Here is a 21954-nt window from a genome sequence, read left to right on the forward strand (position 1 = left end):
TCCACAAAACCGAAAGTAGGAACGCGGGGGAACCTGAGGTCAAGGGAAGGGGGATCTACGGACAGCCGCGACGAACAGCCCATATGGGGTGCCGGGTGCGGGCCGGGATACGGTCATCGGGTGCATGAGCAGACTCCCCCAGCCCCAGCCGACACCCCCGGACCCGAGGGTCCGACCCTCTTCGACTGGGAGTTCGCGACCGACCCCTATCCGGCGTACGCCTGGCTGCGCGAGCACTCCCCGGTGCACCGCACCAAGCTGCCCAGCGGGGTCGAGGCCTGGCTGGTGACCCGGTACGCCGACGCCCGCCAGGCCCTCGCCGACCAGCGGCTCAGCAAGAACCCGGCGCACCACGAGGGATCGGCGCACGCCAAGGGCAAGACCGGGATCCCGGGGGAGCGCAAGGCGGAGCTGATGACGCATCTGCTCAACATCGACCCGCCCGACCACACCCGGCTGCGGCGCCTCGTCTCCAAGGCGTTCACCCCGCGCCGCGTCGCCGAGTTCACCCCGCGCGTGCAGGAGCTGACCGACCACCTCATCGATCAGTTCGCGGAGAGGGGTGAGGCGGACCTCATCCACGAGTTCGCCTTCCCGCTCCCCATCTACGCCATCTGCGAGATGCTCGGCGTACCGCGCGAGGACCAGGACGACTTCCGCGACTGGGCCGGGATGATGATCCGCCACGGCGGCGGCCCGCGCGGCGGCGTCGCCCGTTCCGTGAAGCAGATGCGGACCTACCTCGGGGAACTCATCCACCGCAAGCGGGATGATCTGGGCAATGACCTTATTTCCGACCTGATCCGGGCGAGCGACCACGGCGACCACCTGACGGAAGCCGAAGCCACCGCCATGGCTTTCATCCTGCTTTTCGCCGGTTTCGAAACCACCGTGAACCTCATCGGCAACGGAGTCCACTCCCTCTTCATGAACCCCGGCCAGCGCGAGCGCCTCCAGCGTTCCCTCGCCGCAGGTGAGAGCGCCCTGCTGGAGACCGGGGTCGAGGAGCTGCTGCGCTACGACGGCCCCGTGGAGCTGGCCACCTGGCGGTTCGCCACCGAGGCGCTGACCCTCGGCGGCCAGGAGGTCGCGGCCGGCGATCCGGTGCTGGTCGTCCTCGCGGCCGCCGACCGGGACCCGGAGCGGTTCGCCGATCCGGACACCCTCGACCTCTCCAGGACGGACAACCAGCACCTCGGCTACGGGCACGGGATCCACTACTGCCTGGGCGCTCCGCTCGCGCGACTTGAGGGGCAGACGGCGCTCGCGAGTTTGCTGACGCGTCTGCCCGATCTGGAACTTGCCATTCCCCCCGAAGACCTGCGGTGGCGGGGCGGGCTCATCATGCGTGGCCTGCGCACCCTTCCCGTCCGCTTCACACCCCCAAACGTCTGAAGGCACGCTGACCGGAAGTCAGTTATCGGCGGAACTTGTGACAACCGTTCGAAGGAGGCTAGGTTCTGCCGTTACCCCGCCGTTATGCGAAAGGTGCACCCTCATGCGTTCCGGGAACGGCCGCCACAGACGCCCCCGCCAGGTCCCCGCGCTGGTAGTCACCGCCGGAGTCACTGGCTCCGCGTTGGCCCTGCCGCTGCTTGCCGCCACCAGTGCCACGGCCGCCGACACCTCCACTTGGGACAAAGTCGCCGAATGCGAGAGCGGCGGCACCTGGAGCGCCAACTTCGGCAGCGGCGCGTACGGAGGGCTCCAGTTCACCCAGGAGCAGTGGCAGGGCGCCGGCGGGCTCGACTTCGCCGAGCGGCCCGACCTCGCGAGCCGGGCCCAGCAGATAGCCGTGGGTGAGCGGGTGCTCGCCTCCCAGGGACCGCAGGCGTGGCCGCTGTGCGCGGCCTCGGCCGGGCTGAGCCAGCAGGGCCCCGCCGCCGAGGTGGACCCGGGCGGCTCCGGGCCCGTCAAGCCCTCCCCGTCCCGGCCGGACGACGTGGTGCCGCCCGCCGGAAAGGGTGCGCCGGCCAAGGACTTCGGGGCTCCGACCCCGAAGCCGAGCCCGTCCGGGACCCCGTCGTTCGTGATCCCCGACGGCCCGCTCGCCCCGTCCAGCGGACTGCCCGTCATGCCCGCGCCGGACTTCCCCCCGACGGTGGACCCGTCCGCTCCGGTGAGCCCCGAGGTCCCGGGCGGCGAGAGCACCGCTCCGGTGGACCCGACCACTCCGGCCCCCTCCCCGGACCCGACGGCGCCCACGGCCCCCAGCACTTCCCCGTCCGGCCCGTCCGGCCCGAAGGACCCGGCGACCCCGGGCGCCTCGGCCGACCCGACGGCCCCGGCCCCCTCCGCCGACCCCTCCGCCCCGGCCGAGGGCGGCGGCAAGCACCGTGGCACGCCCGCGGTCGAGGCCCCCGGCACACCTGATGCCGCGTCGGACCCCGTGTACACGGTGAAGGCGGGCGACAGCCTGACGGGCATCGCGGACGCCAAGGGGCTCAAGGGGGGCTGGAACGCGCTCTACCAGGCCAATGAGCAGGTCATCGGCGGGGATGCCGACCTGATCAAGCCCGGTCAGAATCTGGATCTAAGTAAGAAATAGCGGCACTTCGGGCATCCGGAAAGGGCTGAATGTCGGTTTTCTGTAAGTGAGACATGTGTCTCTTCAGGTCAACTGGCGTGTCCTGCCCGGAAGCTGCTGCAAACCCCGCCCTCACCTGCGCAAACAGCCTTGCGGAGGGCGCAAGTAGGGGTCGTTTCTCCCCGATGTCGCTCGTTGAACATCGGGGAGAGACCTGTCTACCTTCTGAATCGCTCGCCACCGCGGGCTCCTTCGACCGCATCGCCGAATCCTGCCGGCGGACGGGGGGAACAGTCGTCGCGTCAAGCGCCGAAGGCAGGAGCGGGGGAACCAAGGTAGGCGCCGGGAGCGGCCGTTGAGAGACGGTCACGCCACCGGCTTGGGGTAAAGACGTGCGCCAGTCGCACGGCCGGGCAACTCACTCGCCCGAACCCGACAGCTCACCTCGTAGGCGTCGGTGAGGAGAAACTCCATGCTGCTTTCCGGCAAGGGCAAGCACCGCCGCGCCTCCAAGGCCGCTCGCATCGTCACGCTCGCCGGTGTCACCGGTGTGGCAGTCGCCGCCCCCCTGATGGCGGCCGGCTCCGCCAGCGCCGCCACGGGCTCCGAGTGGGACCGTGTCGCGCAGTGCGAGTCCGGTGGCAACTGGGCCATCAACACGGGCAACGGCTACTACGGCGGCCTGCAGTTCTCGTCCTCCACCTGGGCCGGCTACGGCGGCAAGGCGTACGCCGCCCAGGCCAACCAGGCCACCAAGTCCCAGCAGATAGCCATTGCCGAGAAGGTCCTCAAGGGCCAGGGCAAGGGCGCCTGGCCGTCCTGCGGCGTCGGCCTGTCCAACTCCTCGTACACCGGTGGCGGCGCGGCGGAGACCCCCTCCAAGCCGAAGGCCGAGCCGAAGAAGCAGGAGAAGAAGGCCGAGCCGAAGAAGGAGACCAAGCGCTCCGAGGCTCCGACCACCCGCTCCGAGCGCTCCACGGCCGCCGTCCCGGCCCCGGCCAAGCCGAAGGCCCAGGCCCCGAAGACCGAGGCCCCCAAGACCGAGGCCCCGAAGACCGGCAACGGCTCGTACGAGGTCAAGCCCGGCGACACCCTCGGCAACATCGCCGAGGCCAACGGCGTCCAGGGCGGCTGGCAGCACCTCCACGAGCTGAACAAGGACATCGTGGCGGACGCCGACCTGATCTTCCCCGGTCAGAAGCTGAAGCTCAGCTGAACACTGCGGTCATGACCGCAGGACAGTTCGCGGCCCGCCGCTGAACGCATGCACCACCCACCGCCCGGCGCGCCCCTTCCACGCGCCGGGCGGTGGCATGTGCACCGTCAGAACCGCCCCGGGCAGGGGTCCTATGTCCTGGAAGACGTGTATTCGGGCCCTTTTTCGTCCCAGGAGGCGGGCGGTCGGCGGGCCGATCGCCCGGAGCCGGTTAGGCTCTAGTCGGCAAGGCCGTCCCACGGCCTGACACGCCACCGCACACCCAGCGTCACATCCCAGAAGGAGATGCTCGTGCCGTCCATCGACGTCGTCGTAGCCCGGGAAATCCTGGACTCCCGAGGCAACCCCACGGTCGAGGTCGAGGTGGGCCTCGACGATGGCAGCACCGGCCGTGCTGCAGTTCCGTCCGGCGCCTCCACCGGTGCCTTCGAGGCCATCGAGCTCCGTGACGGTGACCCCAACCGTTACTTCGGCAAGGGCGTCGAGAAGGCCGTCCTGGCCGTCATCGAGCAGATCGGGCCGGAGCTCGTCGGCTACGACGCGACCGAGCAGCGCCTGATCGACCAGGCCATGTTCGACCTCGACGCCACCGACAACAAGGGCTCGCTCGGCGCCAACGCCATCCTCGGCGTCTCCCTGGCCGTCGCGCACGCCGCGTCCGAGGCCTCGGACCTGCCGCTCTTCCGCTACCTCGGCGGTCCGAACGCGCACCTGCTGCCCGTTCCGATGATGAACATCCTCAACGGTGGGTCGCACGCCGACTCCAACGTGGACATCCAGGAGTTCATGATCGCCCCGATCGGCGCGGAGTCCTTCTCCGAGGCGCTGCGCTGGGGTGCCGAGGTCTACCACACCCTCAAGAAGGTCCTGCACACCAAGGGCCTCTCCACCGGTCTCGGTGACGAGGGCGGCTTCGCGCCGAACCTGGAGTCCAACCGCGCCGCGCTCGACCTCATCGTCGAGGCCATCAAGCAGGCCGGCTACACCCCGGGCAAGGACATCGCGCTCGCGCTCGACGTCGCCGCGTCCGAGTTCTACAAGGACGGCAAGTACGAGTTCGAGGGCCAGTCCCGCTCGGCCGCCGAGATGACCGAGTACTACGAGGAGCTCGTCTCCGCGTACCCGATGGTCTCCATCGAGGACCCGCTGTACGAGGACGACTGGGCCGGCTGGAAGACCCTCACCGACAAGCTGGGCACCAAGGTCCAGATCGTCGGCGACGACCTCTTCGTCACCAACCCGGAGCGTCTGGCCCGCGGTATCGAGGAGGGCTCCGCGAACGCCCTGCTCGTCAAGGTGAACCAGATCGGTTCGCTGACCGAGACCCTCGACGCCGTCGAGATGGCCCAGCGCAACGGCTTCAAGTGCATGATGTCGCACCGCTCCGGTGAGACCGAGGACGTCACCATCGCCGACCTCGCCGTCGCCGTGAACTGCGGTCAGATCAAGACCGGCGCCCCGGCCCGTTCGGACCGCGTCGCCAAGTACAACCAGCTGCTGCGCATCGAGGAGATCCTCGACGACGCCGCGGTGTACGCGGGCCGCAGCGCCTTCCCGCGTTTCAAGGGCTAATCACGCTCTTGCCTCCGTACGTCCCCGCACTCGGTCCCGTACCGTGTGCGGGGACGTATTGCGTCGTACGCATATAGGGGAGGCGGGATCAATGGCCGGGAACCGGGATCGGTTCTCCACCTTCTCCACCGCGACCAGGCTCAAGCAGCTCGGCGAGCGGACCGCCGCCCACGTCTACCGCTCCCAGTCGCGCCGTCAGGTCCGCCGCAGCCGGCTCACCGGCCGGGCAGCCCTGCTGGTGCTCGTCCTCTGTACGCTGGTCGTCGCCCTCGCGTATCCGATGCGCCAGTACGTCTCCCAGCGCTCGGAGATCGCGGAGCAGCAGCGGGCCGCCGCCACCGCGCGCGAACGCCTCGAGCGGCTGCGCGACGAGAAGGCCCGCTGGCAGGACGACGCCTACGCGGAGCAGCAGGCGCGCAAGCACCTGCACTACCTCCGTCCGGGGGAGACCGGCTACATCATGAACGACCCCGGGGCGGGCGGTCCCGAGCCGCGCCGCACCGGCCAGGCCGGGTCCGACCGGCCCTGGTACTCGAACGTCTGGGACGGCGTCGACAAGGCCGACCGCCCCGGCGACTGACCATCACCGGCGCCTGACCAGCGCCGTCGAGCACCGCACCCATCCACGAGAACGAAGAGACTTCCTCCAGGCATGCAGACGCCCCCGCCCCAGACCGACCGGACCGAGCCGACCGACGCGGACATCGAAGCGTTCGAGCAGCAGCTCGGCCGCCCGCCGCGCGGGCTGCGCGCCATCGTGCACCGCTGCCCGTGCGGCCAGCCGGACGTGGTGGAGACCGCCCCGCGGCTCCCCGACGGCACCCCCTTCCCGACGCTGTACTACCTGACGTGCCCGCGCGCGGCCGGCGCCATCGGCACGCTGGAGGCCAACGGCGTCATGAAGGAGATGCAGGCCCGGCTCGCCGAGGACCCGGAGCTGGCCGCCGCCTACCGGGCCGCGCACGAGGACTACATCCAGCGCCGTGACGCCATCGAGGTGCTCCAGGGCTTCCCGAGCGCCGGCGGGATGCCGGACCGGGTCAAGTGCCTGCACGTGCTGGTCGGCCACTCCCTGGCGGCCGGCCCGGGCGTGAACCCGTTCGGCGACGAGGCCCTGGCGATGCTGCCGGAGTGGTGGGCCAAGGGTGCCTGCGTCACCCTGTGCGGCGAGAAGAAGGAGTCCGAGTGACCCGGGTCGCGGCCATCGACTGCGGTACGAACTCCATCCGGCTCCTCGTCGCGGACTGCGACCCGGCCACCGGAGAACTGGTCGAACTCGACCGCCGGATGACCATCGTCCGGCTCGGCCAGGGCGTGGACAAGACCGGCCGGCTGGCCCCCGAGGCCCTGGCGCGGACCTTCGACGCGTGCAGCGTGTATGCGGAGATCATCGCGCGGCACGGCGTCTCCGGCGACCGGGTGCGCTTCGTGGCCACCTCGGCCTCCCGGGACGCGGAGAACCGCGCCGACTTCGTCCAGGGCGTCAAGGACATCCTGGGCGTGGAGCCCGAGGTGATCTCCGGCGACCAGGAGGCCGAGTTCTCCTTCACCGGCGCCACCAGGGAGCTGACCGCTCACGACCACCTGGAGCGGCCGTTCCTCGTCGTCGACATCGGCGGCGGCTCGACGGAGTTCGTCGTCGGCGAGGACCACGTCCGGTCCGCCCGCTCGGTGGACGTGGGCTGCGTCCGGATGACCGAGCGCCACCTGGCGGTGGACGGCCAGGTCAGCGACCCGCCCACGCGGGAGCAGGTGGCCGCCGTACGGTCCGACATCGAGGCGGCGCTGGACCTGGCCGCCGAGTCCGTCCCGCTGGCCGAGGCCCGCACCCTGGTGGGCCTGGCCGGCTCGGTCACCACGGTCGCCGGGATCGCCCTCGGCCTGCCGGAGTACGACTCCTCGGCCATCCACCACTCCCGGATCTCCTACGAGCAGGTCCGCGAGGTCACCGAGCGGATGCTGACGTCGACGCACGCGCAGCGCGCGGCGATCCCGGTCATGCACCCCGGCCGGGTGGACGTGATCGGCGCGGGCGCGCTGGTCCTGCTGGCCGTCATGGAGCGGATCGGAGCCTCGGAGGTCGTGGTCTCGGAGCACGACATCCTCGACGGAATCGCCTGGTCCGCCGCCTGAGCCCCGGCCGACAGCCTTGGGCCCCCGCGGTTTCGCCGGGGGCCCGGAGGTCGGTCAGCCCCGCCCTGCTGCTCTCGTACGCCGCGTTCGGCGCTCTCGTCGCGGGCAGCCAGCGGGGCGCCGGAGGCCCTGATTCGCAGGCCGAACCGGCTGGTGGGTCGCCTGAAGAGGGGGCTGGAGGGGACTTTGGTCCCGTGATCCACATGAACTTCGTGAAGTTCTTCACAAGGAATTGGGGTCCGATGGGTCAACACGAGGGTCGTTCGGGCCCCTCCGGAGGGCTTCAGGGCGTCCTCGGGGGTCGTTCGTACGAATAGCGGACGCGACGGGTTCCGTATCAGAGGTACGGACAAAGAGCCGTGGTCCAGTCCGGTTGAGGGCCTGGAGGCCAGTTCAGGGCGGGTGTACAACGACTCCCGTTACACCGTGGTTCCCGTTGGGCGCCATGACCTGGGTCACGTGGGCCGCGCAGTGTAGCAGAGGGTCTCCGACTGCTTGTGAAGGGGCTCACGAGCGGCACCCCTTTGGGTGCTGGATACTCGTTCCATGAGCACCACGGAGCGTCCCAGGATCCTCGTTGTAGGAGGTGGGTACGTAGGCCTGTACGCAGCCAAGCGCATCATGAAGAAGATGCGTTACGGCGAGGCGACCGTCACGGTTGTCGACCCGCGCTCGTACATGACCTACCAGCCCTTCCTCCCCGAAGTGGCCGCAGGCAGCATCTCGCCTCGGCACGTCGTCGTCCCGCTGCGACGCGTGCTGCCCAAGGCTGAGGTCCTCACCGGCCGGGTCACGACCATCGACCAGGACCGCAAGGTCGCCGTCGTCACGCCGCTGGTCGGCGAGGCGTACGAGCTGCCCTTCGACTACCTGGTGATCGCGCTCGGCGCCGTGTCCCGCACCTTCCCGATCCCCGGCCTCGCCGAACAGGGCATCGGTATGAAGGGCGTCGAAGAGGGCATCGGCCTGCGCAACCACGTCCTCGAGCAGCTCGACAAGGCCGAGTCCACGACGGACGAGGACGTCCGCCGCAAGGCCCTCACCTTCGTCTTCGTCGGCGGCGGCTTCGCCGGTGCGGAGACCATCGGTGAGGTCGAGGACATGGCCCGGGACGCCGCGAAGTACTACTCCACGATCAAGCGCGAGGACATGCGCTTCATCCTGGTCGACGCGGCCGACAAGATCCTTCCCGAGGTCGGGCCCAAGCTCGGCACCTGGGGCAAGGAGCACCTCGAGTCCCGCGGCATCGAGATCTACCTCAGCACCTCCATGGACTCCTGCGTGGACGGCCACGTGGTGCTGAAGAACGGCCTCGAGGTCGACTCCAACACCATCGTGTGGACCGCCGGCGTCAAGCCGAACCCGGCCCTGGCCCGCTACGGCCTGCCGCTGGGCCCCCGCGGCCACGTGGACGCCCAGCCGACCCTCCAGGTCACGGGCACGGACTACATCTGGGCCGCGGGCGACAACGCCCAGGTCCCGGACGTGGCCGCCCGCAAGGCCGGCGTCGAGAACGCCTGGTGCCCGCCGAACGCCCAGCACGCGCTGCGTCAGGCGAAGGTCCTCGGCGACAACGTCATCTCGGGCATGCGGGGCTTCCCGCAGACCGAGTACTCGCACTCCAACAAGGGTGCGGTGGCAGGTCTCGGCCTCCACAAGGGCGTCGCGATGATCGTCATGGGCAAGACGAAGATCAAGCTCAAGGGCCGGCTGGCCTGGTACATGCACCGTGGCTACCACGGCATGGCCATGCCGACCTGGAACCGCAAGATCCGCGTCTTCGCCGACTGGACCCTCGCGATGTTCCTCAAGCGCGAGGTCGTCTCCCTCGGCGCCCTGGAGACTCCCCGCGAGGAGTTCTACGAGGCCGCCAAGCCCGCGCCGGCCCCGGCCGCCGCGGCGAACACCCCCCAGAAGGCCAAGGCCTCCTGACCCGCTGTTCCCGCTGAACAGCTGAGCACGACCCCGAAGGGGCCGCCCGCCATCCGTGGTGCGGGCGGCCCCTTCGGCGTACCCGGAGGGGCGTGTGGACGGACGGGCGGCTTACCCGGGGCGGCGGATGGGTAGACGGTTCTGTCGGACCTTTGTGGAGGTGCGCCATGACCGACGCCGCGCCGCGGCTGGCCGCTGTTGCCGAGATCCTGCTGGGCGCCCCGCTGCCCGTCCGTATCAGGGCGTGGGACGGCAGTGAGGCGGGCCCGCCCGGAGCCCCGCTCCTGGCCGTGCACGACCGCCGCGCGCTGCGCCGGGTGCTGTGGAAGCCCGGCGAACTGGGCCTCGCCCGCGCCTGGGTGGCGGGGGAGCTGACGGTGGAGGGTGACCTGTACGCCGTGCTGGAGCGCGTGGCGGGCCTGCTGTGGGAGCGGCCGCCCGAGACCGCCGCCGTGGAACCGCCTGCCGGCGACGAGGCCCCGGCGCGCCCTCCCGCGGGCCTGACCGCCCTGCTGCGCGATCCCGTGCGGCGGGCGGCCCTCCGGGAGCTGGTCACCCTCGCCGGGCCGCTGCCGCCGCCCCCGCCGCCCGCCGAGGAGGTCGCCCGGCACTCCGGGCCCCGGCACACCAAGGTCCGCGACCGCGCGGCCATCAGCCACCACTACGACGTCGGGAACACCTTCTACGAGCGGGTGCTGGGCCCCTCGATGGTGTACTCCTGCGCCTACTGGAGCCCCGGCTCCACCTTGGAGGAGGCCCAGCGGGACAAGCTGGGCCTGGTCTGCCGCAAACTCGGGCTGCGGGCCGGCGACCGGCTGCTGGACGTCGGCTGCGGGTGGGGCTCGATGGCCCTGCACGCGGCCCGCGAGTACGGCGTCCGGGTCACGGGCGTCACCCTCTCGCGCGAGCAGGCCGCGTACGCCCGCAAGCGCGTCGCCGACGAGGGCCTGGCCGACCTCGTCGAGATCCGGATCCAGGACTACCGGGACGTCAGGGACGGGCCGTACGACGCGATTTCCTCCATCGGGATGGCCGAACACGTCGGGTCCGAGCGCTACCGCCAGTACGCCCGCACCCTGTACGCCCTGCTGCGGCCCGGCGGCCTGCTGCTGAACCACCAGATCGCCCGCCGCCCGGCGCCCGACGAAGAGGCGTACCGGATCGACCGGTTCATCGACGCCTACGTCTTCCCGGACGGCGAACTCTCCCCGCTCGGCACCACGGTCGGCGAACTGGAGCGGGCCGGCTTCGAGGTCCGCGACGTGGAGGCCCTGCGCGAGCACTACGCGCTGACCCTGCGGGCCTGGGTGGCGCGGCTGGAGGAGCACTGGGACGAGGCCGTACGGCTGTCCTCGCCCGGCCGGGCCCGGGTCTGGCAGCTCTACATGGCGGCGTGCGCGCTCGGCTTCGAACGGGCCCGGCTCGGCGTCAACCAGGTGCTCGCCGTGAAACCCGCGGCGGGCGGCGACTCCGGGCTTCCGCTGCGGCTGCGCACCTGGGGCGCGTAGGCGGGTAGACGCGCAGGGCCCGGGGCTGCAGCCCCGGGCCCTGCGCGTCTACCCGTACCGCTACTCGGTCTTGATGGCGGTGAGCATGTTCAGGCGGGCGGCGCTGCGCGCCGGCCACATGGCGGCCAGGACGCCGACCACGGCGGCCAGCAGGAGGAAGATGCCGATCCGGTCGTACGGGAGGACCAGCTCGTAGTTCGGCATGGACTTCGCCAGCGTGCTGCCGACGGCCCAGGCGAGGAAGACACCGATGGCGATGCCCAGGACCGCGCCGAAGAGCGAGATCACCACGGCCTCCAGGCGGATCATGTTCTTGACCCGGCTCCGGTCGAGACCGATCGCCCGCAGCATGCCGATCTCCTGGGTCCGCTCGAAGACGGACATCGCCAGGGTGTTGACCACGCCGAGCACCGAGATGATCAGCGCCATGCCGAGCAGGCCGTACATGATGTTCAGCATCGTGTTGATGAGGCCGCCCATCTCGTTGCGCATGTCCTGCTGGGTGGCGACGGTGATGGCCGGGTTCTTGCCCAGGGCGTCGACGACCTTCTGCTGGCCGGCCGCGGAGGCCCCGCCGTCGACGTTGACGTACACCTTCGGGGTGTACTGCTCCTCGCTGTGCTCGCTGAGGATCTTGTTGTCGAGGACGTACGGGGAGAGCATGCCCTCCATGTCCTTGTAGACCGCGCCGACCTTCAGGGTGCCCTTCTGGCCGTCCTCGTACTGGACCTGGAGGGTGGAGCCGACACTGAGCTTCTGCTTCGTCGCGGTCTTTTCGGCGACCGCGAGCTCGCCCTTGCCGAGGCTGTCCAGCGAACCGCTCGTGACCTCGATGTTCAGCATCTGGCCGATGGTGGCGGGGTTGACGCCGGAGGCCGACCGGAAGTCCTCGCCGACCGTGAAGTAGCCCGCCGCCTCCGGGGAGACCGCCTTGATCCCGGGGGCCTTGGCCAGGGTCTCGGCCACCGACTTGTCCAGGCTGCCCATGTCGCCCGCCATGGAGACCCGGTAGTCCGCCCGGAGCTTCTCGGTGCTCATCCGGTCGACGACCTTGCCCACGGTGATGCCGAGCACCGACAGGGTGGTGACCAGGGTGAGGCCGATCGCCAGGGAGGCGGCGGTGACGGCGGTGCGGCGCGGGTTGCGGACGGCGTTCTGGGCGGCCAGCTTGCCGGGGACCCCGAACACCTTCTGCAGCAGCGGGCGGACGGCCGCGATGACCGGCTTCGAGAGCAGCGGCAGCAGCACGATCATGCCGATGAGCATGAAGAACGCGCCCGCACCGATGGTCATGCGGCCCTCGTCCTTGCCCATGGACACGCCGAGCAGGACCAGGCCGACGGCGAGGACGCCGATGACGGAGCCGATGACGTTGCGCAGCACCAGGGACTTCGCGCTGGCCGGCAGGTGGGCGCTGCCCATGGCGGCGACCGGGGCGATCCGGCCGGTGCGCCAGGCGGGCAGTACCGCGGCGACCGTGGTGACCAGGACGCCGATGACAAGGGCCGCGACGACCGTGGCCGGCGCGATCACGAGGCCGCCGCCCGGGAGCTTGGCGCCGAAGGAGCCGATCAGGGAGCGGATGCCGACGGCCAGGCCGATGCCGCTGATCAGACCGACGGCGGCGGACAGGATGCCGACGACCAGGGCCTCGGCGAGGACCGAGCGCATGACCTGGCCGCGGTTGGCGCCCACCGCGCGGAGCAGGGCCAGCTCCTTGGTGCGCTGGGTGACCAGCATGGTGAAGGTGTTGTAGATGAGGAAGACGCCGACGAAGAGCGAGATGCCGGCGAAGACGAGCAGCATGGTGCTCAGCTGGCCGAGGCCCTTCTCGATGTCCTTGGCCTGCTCCTCGGCGAGCGCCGCGCCGGTCTGCGCCTTGGTGTTCTTGCTGTCGAGCAGCGGCTTGATCTCGGCGAGCAGCTGGTCCGCGGAGGCGCCGCCCTTGGCGCCGACCGACAGCTCCTGGAAGAAGCCGGGCTGGAGGTAGAGCTCCTGGGCGACCTTGGTCTCGAAGAGCACCAGGCTGCCGCCGGCCTGCACGGCGCCGTCCTCGGTGGTGAAGACACCGGCGAGGGAGTACTCCTTGACCGGGCCGTTGGTGGCGACGCGGACCTTGTCCCCGACCTTGTACGAGCCCGCCTCCGCGGTCGCCTTGTCGAGTGCTATCTCGTCGGCCTTGACCGGGCCGGCGCCCTGGACGAAGGAGTAGTGCGGGTCCTTGCCGTCCTTGACGGGCGTGTAGTTGGCGCCCTTGTTGGACCAGCCGGCGCCGATCAGCTTGCCGTTCTCGTCGCCCACGCCGGCGAAGCCGGAGACGCGGCCGGAGACGGAGTCGACGTCCTTGAGGGCCTTGACCTTGTCGAGGGTCGCCTGGCTGAGGCCGGGCTCGCCCTCCTTCTGGCCGTTCTCGTTGCGCCCCTGGCCGTACGAGGTGACCGAGACGGCCACGCCCTCGTAGCTCTTGGCGGACTGGCTGGAGAGGGACTTCTTGAGCGTGTCGGTGAAGACGAGGGTGCCGGAGACGAAGGCGACGCCGAGGGTGACGGCGAGCACCGTCATCAGCAGCCTGGCCTTGTGCGCGAGGACGTTGCGCAGGGCGGTACGGAACATGGGGGTCTCAGTCCTGGGGCTGGAAAGTCTGGAGGAGGCCTCAAGGGCTTCCGAGGGCGTGCTGCGGAGCCGCGGGGCGGTCCCCGGCCGGCTGGGTCAGCTGGTGCGGCCCTTGGCGTCGAACGCCTTCATGCGGTCGAGCACGCCGTCGGCGGTGGGGCTGAGCACCTCGTCGACGATCTGGCCGTCGGCGAGGAAGATGACGCGGTCCGCGTAGGAGGCGGCGACCGGGTCGTGGGTGACCATCACGACGGTCTGGCCGAGCTCGCGGACGGAGTTGCGCAGGAAGCCGAGGACCTCCGCGCCGGAGCGGGAGTCGAGGTTGCCGGTGGGCTCGTCACCGAAGATGATCTCGGGGCGGGAGGCCAGGGCGCGGGCCACGGCCACGCGCTGCTGCTGGCCGCCGGAGAGCTGGGTCGGGCGGTGGGAGAGGCGGTCGGAGAGGCCCACCATGGCGATCACGGTGTCGAGCCACTGCCGGTCGGGCTTGCGGCCGGCGATGTCCATGGGGAGCGTGATGTTCTCCAGGGCCGTCAGGGTCGGCAGCAGGTTGAAGGCCTGGAAGATGAAGCCGATCTTGTCCCGGCGCAGCTGGGTGAGCTGCTTGTCCTTGAGGGAGCCCAGTTCGGTCTCGCCGATGCGGACGGAGCCGGCGGAGAAGGTGTCCAGCCCGGCGACGCAGTGCATCAGGGTGGACTTGCCGGAGCCCGAGGGGCCCATGATCGCGGTGAACTCGCCCTGGGCGAAGTTCACGGAGACGTTGTCCAGGGCGACCACCCGGGTCTCGCCCTGGCCGTACACCTTGGAGAGGCCGGTGGCGCGGGCGGCCACGGCCTGGGCGGTGTGCGGGGCGTAGTTCATGGTGGTCACGGAAGCGACTCCTGTTCGGGACTGGGGCTGCAGTACGGCGGGACGTTCCCATCGTCGCCGCACCCGACCCCGCTCGGGATCAGCCGAGGTGCCCGTTCTCCGGCCCACTGGAGTCTGATCACCGGGCCTCCCGTGTCCTCCTCTGGTATGACAGGAGCCCTGACGGCCGACCGGAGCAACGGGGTGGCGCGCAGGGGTGGCGCGCGGGGTGGCGCGGGCCATCGAAATCCCGTCAATCCCGTACCGGGGGCGATAGCGGCCCGAAACGGGCCGACCGCGCATTCTCGGGTCTGACGGCCACTCAAGCGCCAATAAAATCAGACAACATCGGCTAGAGCGCCCGATGGCGGCCAGTCCGTTCCGGATAGGCTCGGCGCAGTGTTCACGGCTTTTCTACGGGGGCCACTACGCCCTGCCCGGATGGTGGAATGCAGACACGGCGAGCTTAAACCTCGCTGGCCCTCGGGCCGTGCCGGTTCAAGTCCGGCTCCGGGCACTCCGCAGCTCTGCGCTCCGCAGCTCTCGCGCGGCTCCTCGTATATCCCCTGCGCTTCGCCGTGCCTTCTCCTAAGATCCTCCTCCAGCAGTAGGGTGCTTTCTTTGCGAGCGCATTACTCTTGTTGCAAGGCCGCGCACCGTGGCCACGGAGGAGTGAGATGAGGAGCAGTAACCCGGTCTTCTCGCGACGGGGGTTCAGCCGCGACACCGGTGGTGGCTACGCGCAGTTCGACGCGCAGCAGCACCAGCAGGCCGGGGCCGCGACCAACCCGTACGCGACGAACCCGTACGCGACCGACCCGACCACGGGTATGCCGCAGGCGGCGCCGCACACCAACGCGATGACCATGGACGACGTCGTGAGCCGTACGGCCATGACGCTCGGCACGGTCGTTCTGACGGCGACCCTCGCCTGGGTCCTGCTGCCGGTCGACCCCGCCAACCTCGGCACGTCGTACGGCATTGCCATCGTCGCGGGTCTCGTCGCCTTCGCCCTCGCGATGGTCCAGGCCTTCAAGCGCAAGGCGGTCCCGGCGCTCATCCTGGGCTACGCGGCCTTCGAGGGTGTGTTCCTGGGCGTCATCAGCGCCGCCGTCAGCACCTACCTGGGCCCCGGTGTGGTCATCCAGGCCGTGCTGGGCACGATGTGCGTCTTCGCCTCGGTGCTCTTCGCCTACAAGATGGGCTGGATCCGCGTCACCCGCCGTTTCTACGGCTTCGTGATGGCCGCAGCCATGGGCTTCATGCTGCTCATGGTCGCGAACCTGCTGTTCTCCGTCTTCGGCGGCGGTGACGGCCTCGGCTTCCGCAGTGGCGGCCTCGGCCTCCTGTTCGGTGCCATCGGCGTCATCCTCGGCGCCTGCTTCCTCGCCCTCGACTTCAAGCAGGTCGAGGACGGCGTGGCGTACGGCGCCCCGCGCGAGGAGGCCTGGCTGGCGGCCTTCGGCCTCACCATGACCCTGGTGTGGATCTACATGGAGATGCTGCGCATCTTCTCGATCCTCTCGGGCGACGACTAGCAGGACCCGGCCGGACCGGCAGCAGCCGTCCGGTCGCCCGCAGCACCGGAAAGGCCCCGCGAGCACACCGCTCGCGGGGCCTTCCCGCGTTCCTAGGCGACAGGGGTCGGGGGACTGGAGTCGGGGGCGGGAATCAGGGGCTCAGCCGAAGCGGCGTGCGGCCCTGCGCAGGTCGTACTCGTGGATGATCGCCTTGGCCTGGCCGTACGACAGCTCGTGCGCGCCGAGGAGCCAGCTGACCTTCTCCTCGAACCGGACGAGGGAGGGGCCCTCGTCGACGGCGCGGAGCCAGTCGATGATGCCACGACCGGTGGCCCGGGGGATTCTGTCGATCATGTTGCGGTGGGTCTGCTCGGAGAACTCTACGGACATGGGCGCCTCCGGAGGTATCGCCGTGCTGTTCTCTTCACGACACCGTGCCGGAGAGTTCGCCCGTTGGCAATGGTGCCCGGGCGGCGCGTAAGGTCGGCCGCGTGCTCGATACTTCACCCCTGACGGCCGTCGTGGAACGCTTCGCCGACTGGCTCCGGGCCGCCCCGCAGAGCCGCCTCCGGCAGGGAGCCGCCGCCGTGGCCCTCGAACTGGCCCGCGAGCTCTCCGCCACGGCGCAGGGGCTGGAGCGGGGCGGCCCGGTGCGCCGGATGCCGGAGGCGGGCCTGTTCGTCGTAGGGGACCAGGTGGCCGTGGCCGGGCTGGACCTCGCCGAGGCGCTGCGGACCGCGCCGGACCGGAACGGCTCGACGGCCCCGTCCGAGGTGCTGGACGAGGCCGTGCGGCTGGTGGAGCAGGCGGAAGTCAGAGCGAGGCGATGACGCGGTCCGCGAGGATGTAGACGTTGCTGTCGGGGTCCTCGGCGTCACCGCAGGAGAAGGTCAGCGCGTACGCGCCGGAGATGCCCGAGCCGCCCAGCAGGACGGGAGCGGTGCCCGAGCGCAGGGCCTCGGCGAGGCGTTCGGCGGTCTCCCGGTGGCCCGGGGTCATGCACAGCGTGGTGCCGTCGGTGAAGACGTACACGTCCAGGGTGCCCAGCGGGCCGGGACGGACGTCCGCGAGGGCCGTACGGGCCTCCGCGAGCTCCTCCAGACGGCTCACCGTGCGCTCGTGGTCGGCGCCGGGGTGCGAGGCCTGCACCGGCACGAAGTCCGGGTGCGAGGGGTGGCGCCGGCGGGCGGCGGCCAGTTCGGCCGAATCCTCGGGGTAGGCCGGGTACTCGTCGACGGCCTCGTCGCCGAGGACCTGGTCCAGACCCACCATGTCGGCCTGCCGGGGCAGGAAGACCGGTGCGTCCTCGCCGAGCCCGGGCAGACCGCCCAGCAGGGACGGCGCGTCGGCGGCGTCGCGGGCCTCCTGAGCGGCCCAGAAGGCCCGCGCCTCGGCCAGCTCGCGCTCGCGCTCCTCGGCGAGGGCTTCGGCCACGGCGGCTCGTATCTCCGCGGCGGGGGACTCCACGGCGTGGCGGGCGTGCGGGACGGTCACACCGCGAGGGTGGGCCGGTCCGGCCAGGTCACCGCGCAGGGCCGTGACCTGCTTGCGCAGTCCGTGGACGGCGTGCAGCGCAGCAGCGCCCACGGCCGTGGCAGCGGCCGTGGTCAGCAGCAGGGCAAGAGACATGGCGCTCACTGACTAACTCCCGTTGTGTTCGATCCCCCGACTTCCTACATCAGAGTGTCCTGACCTGGGAATGGCGTGCAGTGCATTACGTCACGAATTGGACAGGGCTTTGGTCACACCCGTCCCATGCGTACCGGTGTTGACCTGCGGAAATACCTCTCCCCCAGGACAAAGGTCACATCCTGGGGGAGATTCGGTCACAGATGGGCCGCGACGGGATTAGATCCGGCGTCAGTACGCAGGTCAGCGGCCGTCTGGCCCAGATGCCGTGTTTTCACGGTTACTCAGCGGTGATCAGCTGAGCCGCTCTCTCTCTTGGTCGCGCTGAGCTTCGCCTGCGCTGCGGGCAGGTGCCGCCCTCGTCCCTCGGGCGACCCCTACCCTCCGCTGCGGCTCAGCTCAGCCGCTCGATGACCATGGCCATGCCCTGGCCGCCACCGACGCACATGGTCTCCAGGCCGAACTGCTTGTCGTGGAACTGGAGGCTGTTGATCAGGGTGCCGGTGATGCGGGCACCGGTCATCCCGAACGGGTGACCGACGGCGATGGCCCCGCCGTTGACGTTCAGCTTGTCCAGCGGGATCTCCAGGTCGCGGTAGGACGGGATGACCTGCGCCGCGAAGGCCTCGTTGATCTCGAAGAGGTCGATGTCGCCGACCGTCAGACCGGCCCGCTTCAGGGCCTGCTTCGACGCCTCGACCGGGCCCAGGCCCATGATCTCGGGGGAGAGGCCGGTGACACCGGTGGAGACGATCCGGGCCAGCGGGGTCAGGCCCAGCTCCCGCGCCTTGGTGTCGCTCATGATGACCAGCGCGGCGGCGCCGTCGTTCAGCGGGCAGCAGTTGGCGGCCGTGACCAGGCCGTCGGGGCGGAAGACGGGCTTGAGGCCCTGGACGGCCTCCAGGGTCACGCCGGCGCGCGGGCCGTCGTCGGTGGAGACGACGGTGCCGTCCGGGGTCGTGACCGGGGTGATCTCGCGGGCCCAGAAGCCGTTCTTGATCGCCTCTTCGGCCAGGTTCTGCGAACGCACGCCGAACTCGTCCATGTCCTGGCGGGTCACGCCCTTGAGGCGGGCCAGGTTCTCGGCGGTCTGGCCCATCGCGATGTACGCGTCCGGGACCAGGCCGTCCTCGCGCGGGTCGCGCCAGGACGCGCCCTCGCTCTGCGCGACGGCGGCCGTACGGCCCTCCGCGTCGGCGAAGAGCGGGTTGTGGGTGTCCGGCAGGCCGTCGGAGGAGCCCTTCACCGAGCGGGAGACCATCTCGACGCCCGCGGAGATGAAGACGTCGCCCTCGCCCGCCTTGATGGCGTGCAGCGCCATGCGGGAGGTCTGGAGCGAGGAGGAGCAGTAGCGGGTGACCGTGAGGCCCGGCAGGTGGTCCATGCCCATCTGCACGGCGACGATGCGGCCCAGGTTGTGGCCCTGCTCGCCGCCGGGGAGGCCGCAGCCGAGCATCAGGTCGTCGATCTCGCGCGGGTCCAGCCCGGGGACCTTGGCGAGGGCGGCCTGGATGATCGTGGAGGTCAGGTCGTCCGGGCGGACGTCCTTGAGGGAACCCTTGAAGGCGCGCCCGATGGGCGAGCGGGCAGTGGAAACGATGACGGCTTCGGGCATCGGGGCTCCAAGGGGTGCGACGTTGCGGGACCGCATGCGAAGTTACCGCCCCGTACGGTGGAATTCACCGGGTGGGGGGTGTGATGCCGGTCGCTCCCGCGGGGTCTGCCGGTGTCGACCGGTGCGGCGCCGCTGCCGGGGCTCTGCCCCGGACCCCGCTCCTCAAACGCCGGAGGGGCTGGATTTGGCTCAGTCGCGTCGGGCACCGCGCAGCGGCTATACCGGGCCGGCGACCTCCGCGGCCGGGGACGCCAGGTCTTCGGCCTCGACCCGGCGCCGGCGGCGGTGCTTGAGCAGGACCCAGGGGCCACGGGCCGCCGTGACCTCCGTACCCGCCTCGCCCGCGGCAGCGGACGCGGCCTTCGCCACCGGGAGCATGTCCTCGTCCCGCGACACGTCCAGCCGGTCCGACTCCGGCCACAGCCCGAGCGCCGCGCACAGGGTCGGCAGCACGGCCATGGCGGCGGTCGCGTACCCCTCAGCCGAGGGGTGGTAGGAGTCCGGACCGAACATCTCGCGCGGGTTCGCGGCGAACTCGGGACCCAGCAGATCCCCCATCGAGACCGTACGGGCGCCCAGCGCGACCACCCCTATCGTCTGCGCGGCGGCCAGCTGGCGCGAGACCCGGCGGGCCATCCAGCGCAGCGGCTGGTACACCGGCTCGATGGTGCCCAGGTCCGGGCAGGTGCCCACGACGACCTCGGTCCCCGCCAGGCGCAGCCTGCGGACCGCCGAGGTGAGCAGCCGCACCGACTGGGTGGGCGGCATCCGGCGGGTCACGTCGTTCGCGCCGATCATGATCACGCACACGTCGGGGGCGGGCGCCTCGTGCCCGGCGGCTCCGTCGAGCAGCAGGTTCACCTGCCGGTCCAGATCGTCCGACATGGCCCCCGACTGGGCCACGTTGCGCAGCTCCACCGGCCGCTCGGCCACCGCCGCCAGCCCGGAGGCCAGCAGGGCCGCGGGGGTCTGGCGGGCCCGCCGTACGCCGAGGCCCGCCGCCGTGGAGTCGCCCAGCATCCCCAGGCGCAGCGGGCCGGGGCTCTGTTCGGGCCCGGAGAACTCGCTCCCGTACAGCCCGTCCGCGCGCGGCGGGTCCCCCAGTCCGGTGCCCACCGTCCGCTTGGCGAACTGCACCTCCGCCAGCACCAGTCCCACCGCGGCGGCCCCGACCAGTCCGAGTCCGCCCCCGCCGTACGCTGCCCCCGCCGCGATCCGACGGGCTGTTCTCGCTCTGGACACTCTTCAGGCCACCTCGCTTCCCTGACTGAGCCTCGTTTGACCTACCTGCCCCGTACGGACGGTCGGCCAATCCCTTTCCGCATACTCTGGCCGGACCTCCCGGAGAACCCGTGGAGTCCCCTCCTTGGAGAACATGGTGCAATTCCACGACTCGATGATCAGCCTCGTCGGCAACACCCCGCTGGTGAAGCTCAACCGTGTGACCGAAGGCCTCCAGGCCACCGTGCTGGCCAAGGTCGAGTACTTCAATCCCGGCGGATCCGTGAAGGACCGGATCGCCGTACGGATGATCGAGGCGGCCGAGCAGAGCGGAGCCCTCAAGCCCGGCGGCACCATCGTGGAGCCGACCAGTGGCAACACGGGCGTAGGACTCGCCATCGTGGCCCAGCAGAAGGGCTACAAGTGCATCTTCGTCTGCCCTGACAAGGTGTCCCTCGACAAGATCAACGTCATGCGCGCGTACGGCGCCGAGGTGGTGGTCTGCCCGACCGCCGTCGACCCCGATCACCCGGACTCGTACTACAACGTGTCCGACCGCCTCGTGCGCGAGACGCCGGGCGCCTGGAAGCCCGACCAGTACAGCAACCCGAACAACCCGCGTTCGCACTACGAGACCACCGGTCCCGAGCTGTGGGAACAGACGGACGGGAAGATCACCCACTTCGTCGCGGGCGTCGGCACCGGCGGCACGATCTCCGGCACCGGCAACTACCTGAAGGAGGTGTCCGGCGGCAAGGTCAAGGTCGTCGGCGCCGACCCCGAGGGCTCGGTCTACTCCGGCGGCTCCGGCCGCCCGTACCTCGTCGAGGGCGTCGGCGAGGACTTCTGGCCGACCGCCTACGACCCGAACGTCACCGACGAGATCATCGCGGTGTCCGACAAGGACTCCTTCCAGATGACCCGCCGGCTGGCGAAGGAGGAGGGCCTCCTCGTCGGCGGCTCCTGCGGCATGGCGGTCGTCGCCGCCCTGCGCGCCGCCGAGGGCCTGGGCCCGGACGACGTCGTCGTCGTCCTGCTGCCCGACAGCGGCCGCGGCTACCTCAGCAAGATCTTCAGCGACGAGTGGATGGCCGGGCACGGCTTCCTGGAGGAGGCCGGGCCCTCAGCGCGCATCGGCGACGTGCTCGCCGACAAGGAGGGCGGCATCCCCTCCCTGGTCCACATGCACCCCGAGGAGACGGTCGGCCAGGCCATCGAGGTCCTGCGCGAGTACGGCGTCTCGCAGATGCCGATCGTGAAGCCGGGCGCCGGACACCCGGACGTGATGGCCGCCGAGGTCATCGGTTCCGTGGTCGAGAAGGAGCTCCTCGCCGCGCTGTTCGCGCAGCGGGCCTCCCTCGGCGACCCGCTGGAGAAGCACATGAGCGCCCCGCTCCCGCAGGTCGGCTCCGGCGAGCCGGTGGCCGAGCTGATGTCGGTGCTCGGCGAGGCGGACGCGGCGATCGTGCTGGTCGAGGGCAAGCCGACCGGCGTGGTGAGCCGTCAGGACCTGCTCGCCTTCCTGGCCAAGACGGCGAAGTAGCCCGCGGGCTCGCGGGACGCGGCCGCGCTCGGCCGTCGTGCAAACGGTACGGGCCCGACACGTGACGGCAGCACCG

At 70.6% G+C, this 21954-nt stretch carries 18 protein-coding genes, 1 tRNA gene and 1 riboswitch; of the genes, 13 read left to right on the forward strand and 6 right to left on the reverse strand.

Going from position 1 to position 21954, the window contains the following annotated elements:
* Window positions 1–120 precede the first annotated feature (120 nt).
* The 9 genes from OG447_RS11130 to OG447_RS11170 all read left to right on the forward strand — a co-directional run bounded on the left by OG447_RS11130 (window position 121) and on the right by OG447_RS11170 (window position 10888).
* Window positions 121–1395, forward strand: a complete 1275-nt coding sequence (locus tag OG447_RS11130) for a cytochrome P450 (RefSeq protein WP_266936328.1) — start codon at window positions 121–123, stop codon at window positions 1393–1395.
* A 103-nt stretch (window positions 1396–1498) separates the two neighbouring features.
* Window positions 1499–2548, forward strand: a complete 1050-nt coding sequence (locus tag OG447_RS11135) for a transglycosylase family protein (RefSeq protein ID WP_266936329.1) — start codon at window positions 1499–1501, stop codon at window positions 2546–2548.
* Between the two features lie 276 nt (window positions 2549–2824).
* Window positions 2825–2996: riboswitch (cyclic di-AMP (ydaO/yuaA leader) on the forward strand.
* A 3-nt stretch (window positions 2997–2999) separates the two neighbouring features.
* A complete protein-coding gene (locus OG447_RS11140) occupies window positions 3000–3743 on the forward strand; it encodes a transglycosylase family protein (RefSeq protein ID WP_266936330.1) in 744 nt (247 codons plus the stop codon).
* A gap of 285 nt (window positions 3744–4028) precedes the next feature.
* Complete coding sequence (gene eno, locus OG447_RS11145; RefSeq protein ID WP_266936331.1) at window positions 4029–5315, forward strand: phosphopyruvate hydratase; 1287 nt, start codon at window positions 4029–4031, stop codon at window positions 5313–5315.
* Window positions 5316–5406: 91 nt separating this feature from the next.
* The gene (locus tag OG447_RS11150) at window positions 5407–5895 is read left to right on the forward strand and encodes a septum formation initiator family protein (protein ID WP_266936332.1); all 489 of its coding nucleotides are present in this window, start codon (window positions 5407–5409) and stop codon (window positions 5893–5895) included.
* Window positions 5896–5967: 72 nt separating this feature from the next.
* Window positions 5968–6504, forward strand: coding sequence for a DUF501 domain-containing protein (locus tag OG447_RS11155; RefSeq protein WP_266936333.1), 537 nt, complete (start codon window positions 5968–5970; stop codon window positions 6502–6504).
* Window positions 6501–7448: a Ppx/GppA phosphatase family protein gene (locus tag OG447_RS11160; protein WP_266936334.1), complete on the forward strand. Its 948-nt coding sequence runs from the start codon at window positions 6501–6503 to the stop codon at window positions 7446–7448. Before OG447_RS11155 ends, OG447_RS11160 begins: the two co-directional genes overlap by 4 nt.
* 546 nt (window positions 7449–7994) lie before the next feature.
* A complete protein-coding gene (locus tag OG447_RS11165) occupies window positions 7995–9380 on the forward strand; it encodes an NAD(P)/FAD-dependent oxidoreductase (protein ID WP_266936335.1) in 1386 nt (461 codons plus the stop codon).
* Window positions 9381–9547: 167 nt separating this feature from the next.
* The gene (locus tag OG447_RS11170; protein ID WP_266936336.1) at window positions 9548–10888 is read left to right on the forward strand and encodes a cyclopropane-fatty-acyl-phospholipid synthase family protein; all 1341 of its coding nucleotides are present in this window, start codon (window positions 9548–9550) and stop codon (window positions 10886–10888) included.
* A 60-nt stretch (window positions 10889–10948) separates the two neighbouring features.
* On the opposite strand, the gene OG447_RS11175 is transcribed toward OG447_RS11170, so the two are convergent.
* The gene (locus OG447_RS11175; protein ID WP_266936337.1) at window positions 10949–13501 is read right to left on the reverse strand and encodes an ABC transporter permease; all 2553 of its coding nucleotides are present in this window, start codon (window positions 13499–13501) and stop codon (window positions 10949–10951) included.
* A 96-nt stretch (window positions 13502–13597) separates the two neighbouring features.
* Window positions 13598–14362, reverse strand: coding sequence for an ABC transporter ATP-binding protein (locus OG447_RS11180; protein WP_266938829.1), 765 nt, complete (start codon window positions 14360–14362; stop codon window positions 13598–13600).
* Window positions 14363–14785: 423 nt separating this feature from the next.
* Between OG447_RS11180 and OG447_RS11185 the strand changes: the two genes are divergently transcribed.
* Together OG447_RS11185 and OG447_RS11190 are read left to right on the forward strand one after the other, a co-directional pair.
* Window positions 14786–14867 (forward strand) — tRNA-Leu (locus tag OG447_RS11185).
* 160 nt (window positions 14868–15027) lie between these two features.
* Entirely contained in the window at window positions 15028–15888 is an 861-nt protein-coding gene (locus OG447_RS11190) for a Bax inhibitor-1/YccA family protein (protein WP_266936338.1), read from the forward strand.
* Between the two features lie 141 nt (window positions 15889–16029).
* Here the strand turns inward: OG447_RS11190 and OG447_RS11195 are convergent, their stop codons facing one another.
* Window positions 16030–16260, reverse strand: a complete 231-nt coding sequence (locus tag OG447_RS11195) for a DUF4287 domain-containing protein (protein ID WP_266936339.1) — start codon at window positions 16258–16260, stop codon at window positions 16030–16032.
* Window positions 16261–16361: 101 nt separating this feature from the next.
* Here OG447_RS11195 and OG447_RS11200 point away from each other — a divergent pair, with 101 nt between their 5' ends.
* Window positions 16362–16700 carry a hypothetical protein gene (locus tag OG447_RS11200; protein WP_266936340.1) on the forward strand — a complete coding sequence of 113 codons (339 nt, stop codon included), beginning with the start codon at window positions 16362–16364 and terminating at the stop codon, window positions 16698–16700.
* Here the strand turns inward: OG447_RS11200 and OG447_RS11205 are convergent.
* The 3 genes from OG447_RS11205 to OG447_RS11215 form a co-directional block, all read right to left on the reverse strand.
* Window positions 16684–17499 (reverse strand): hypothetical protein, encoded by an 816-nt coding sequence (locus OG447_RS11205; RefSeq protein ID WP_266938830.1) that lies wholly within the window; start codon window positions 17497–17499, stop codon window positions 16684–16686. The genes OG447_RS11200 and OG447_RS11205 overlap by 17 nt on opposite strands.
* Before the next feature lie 394 nt (window positions 17500–17893).
* Window positions 17894–19114 carry an acetyl-CoA C-acetyltransferase gene (locus OG447_RS11210; RefSeq protein ID WP_266936341.1) on the reverse strand — a complete coding sequence of 407 codons (1221 nt, stop codon included), beginning with the start codon at window positions 19112–19114 and terminating at the stop codon, window positions 17894–17896.
* 216 nt (window positions 19115–19330) lie between these two features.
* Window positions 19331–20356, reverse strand: a complete 1026-nt coding sequence (locus tag OG447_RS11215; RefSeq protein WP_266936342.1) for an SGNH/GDSL hydrolase family protein — start codon at window positions 20354–20356, stop codon at window positions 19331–19333.
* Between the two features lie 136 nt (window positions 20357–20492).
* Here OG447_RS11215 and OG447_RS11220 point away from each other — a divergent pair, with 136 nt between their 5' ends.
* On the forward strand, window positions 20493–21878 hold the full coding sequence (locus OG447_RS11220; protein ID WP_266938831.1) for a cystathionine beta-synthase: 1386 nt from the start codon (window positions 20493–20495) through the stop codon (window positions 21876–21878).
* Window positions 21879–21954 lie beyond the last annotated feature (76 nt).

Origin of the sequence: Streptomyces sp. NBC_01408, from assembly GCF_026340255.1 — a bacterium.
In the GTDB taxonomy this organism is placed as follows: Bacteria; Actinomycetota; Actinomycetes; order Streptomycetales; family Streptomycetaceae; genus Streptomyces.

Bases quoted from the DNA above. Each gene is read 5' to 3' on its own strand.
- OG447_RS11135 (WP_266936329.1), top strand. From the start codon at position 1,499: ATGCGTTCCGGGAACGGCCGCCACAGACGCCCCCGCCAGGTCCCCGCG.
- OG447_RS11140 (WP_266936330.1), top strand. From the start codon at position 3,000: ATGCTGCTTTCCGGCAAGGGCAAGCACCGCCGCGCCTCCAAGGCCGCT.
- eno (WP_266936331.1), top strand. From the start codon at position 4,029: ATGCTCGTGCCGTCCATCGACGTCGTCGTAGCCCGGGAAATCCTGGAC.
- OG447_RS11150 (WP_266936332.1), top strand. From the start codon at position 5,407: ATGGCCGGGAACCGGGATCGGTTCTCCACCTTCTCCACCGCGACCAGG.
- OG447_RS11155 (WP_266936333.1), top strand. From the start codon at position 5,968: ATGCAGACGCCCCCGCCCCAGACCGACCGGACCGAGCCGACCGACGCG.
- OG447_RS11165 (WP_266936335.1), top strand. From the start codon at position 7,995: ATGAGCACCACGGAGCGTCCCAGGATCCTCGTTGTAGGAGGTGGGTAC.
- OG447_RS11170 (WP_266936336.1), top strand. From the start codon at position 9,548: ATGACCGACGCCGCGCCGCGGCTGGCCGCTGTTGCCGAGATCCTGCTG.
- OG447_RS11175 (WP_266936337.1), bottom strand. From the start codon at position 13,501: ATGTTCCGTACCGCCCTGCGCAACGTCCTCGCGCACAAGGCCAGGCTG.
- OG447_RS11180 (WP_266938829.1), bottom strand. From the start codon at position 14,362: ATGAACTACGCCCCGCACACCGCCCAGGCCGTGGCCGCCCGCGCCACC.
- OG447_RS11190 (WP_266936338.1), top strand. From the start codon at position 15,028: ATGAGGAGCAGTAACCCGGTCTTCTCGCGACGGGGGTTCAGCCGCGAC.
- OG447_RS11195 (WP_266936339.1), bottom strand. From the start codon at position 16,260: ATGTCCGTAGAGTTCTCCGAGCAGACCCACCGCAACATGATCGACAGA.
- OG447_RS11205 (WP_266938830.1), bottom strand. From the start codon at position 17,499: ATGTCTCTTGCCCTGCTGCTGACCACGGCCGCTGCCACGGCCGTGGGC.
- OG447_RS11210 (WP_266936341.1), bottom strand. From the start codon at position 19,114: ATGCCCGAAGCCGTCATCGTTTCCACTGCCCGCTCGCCCATCGGGCGC.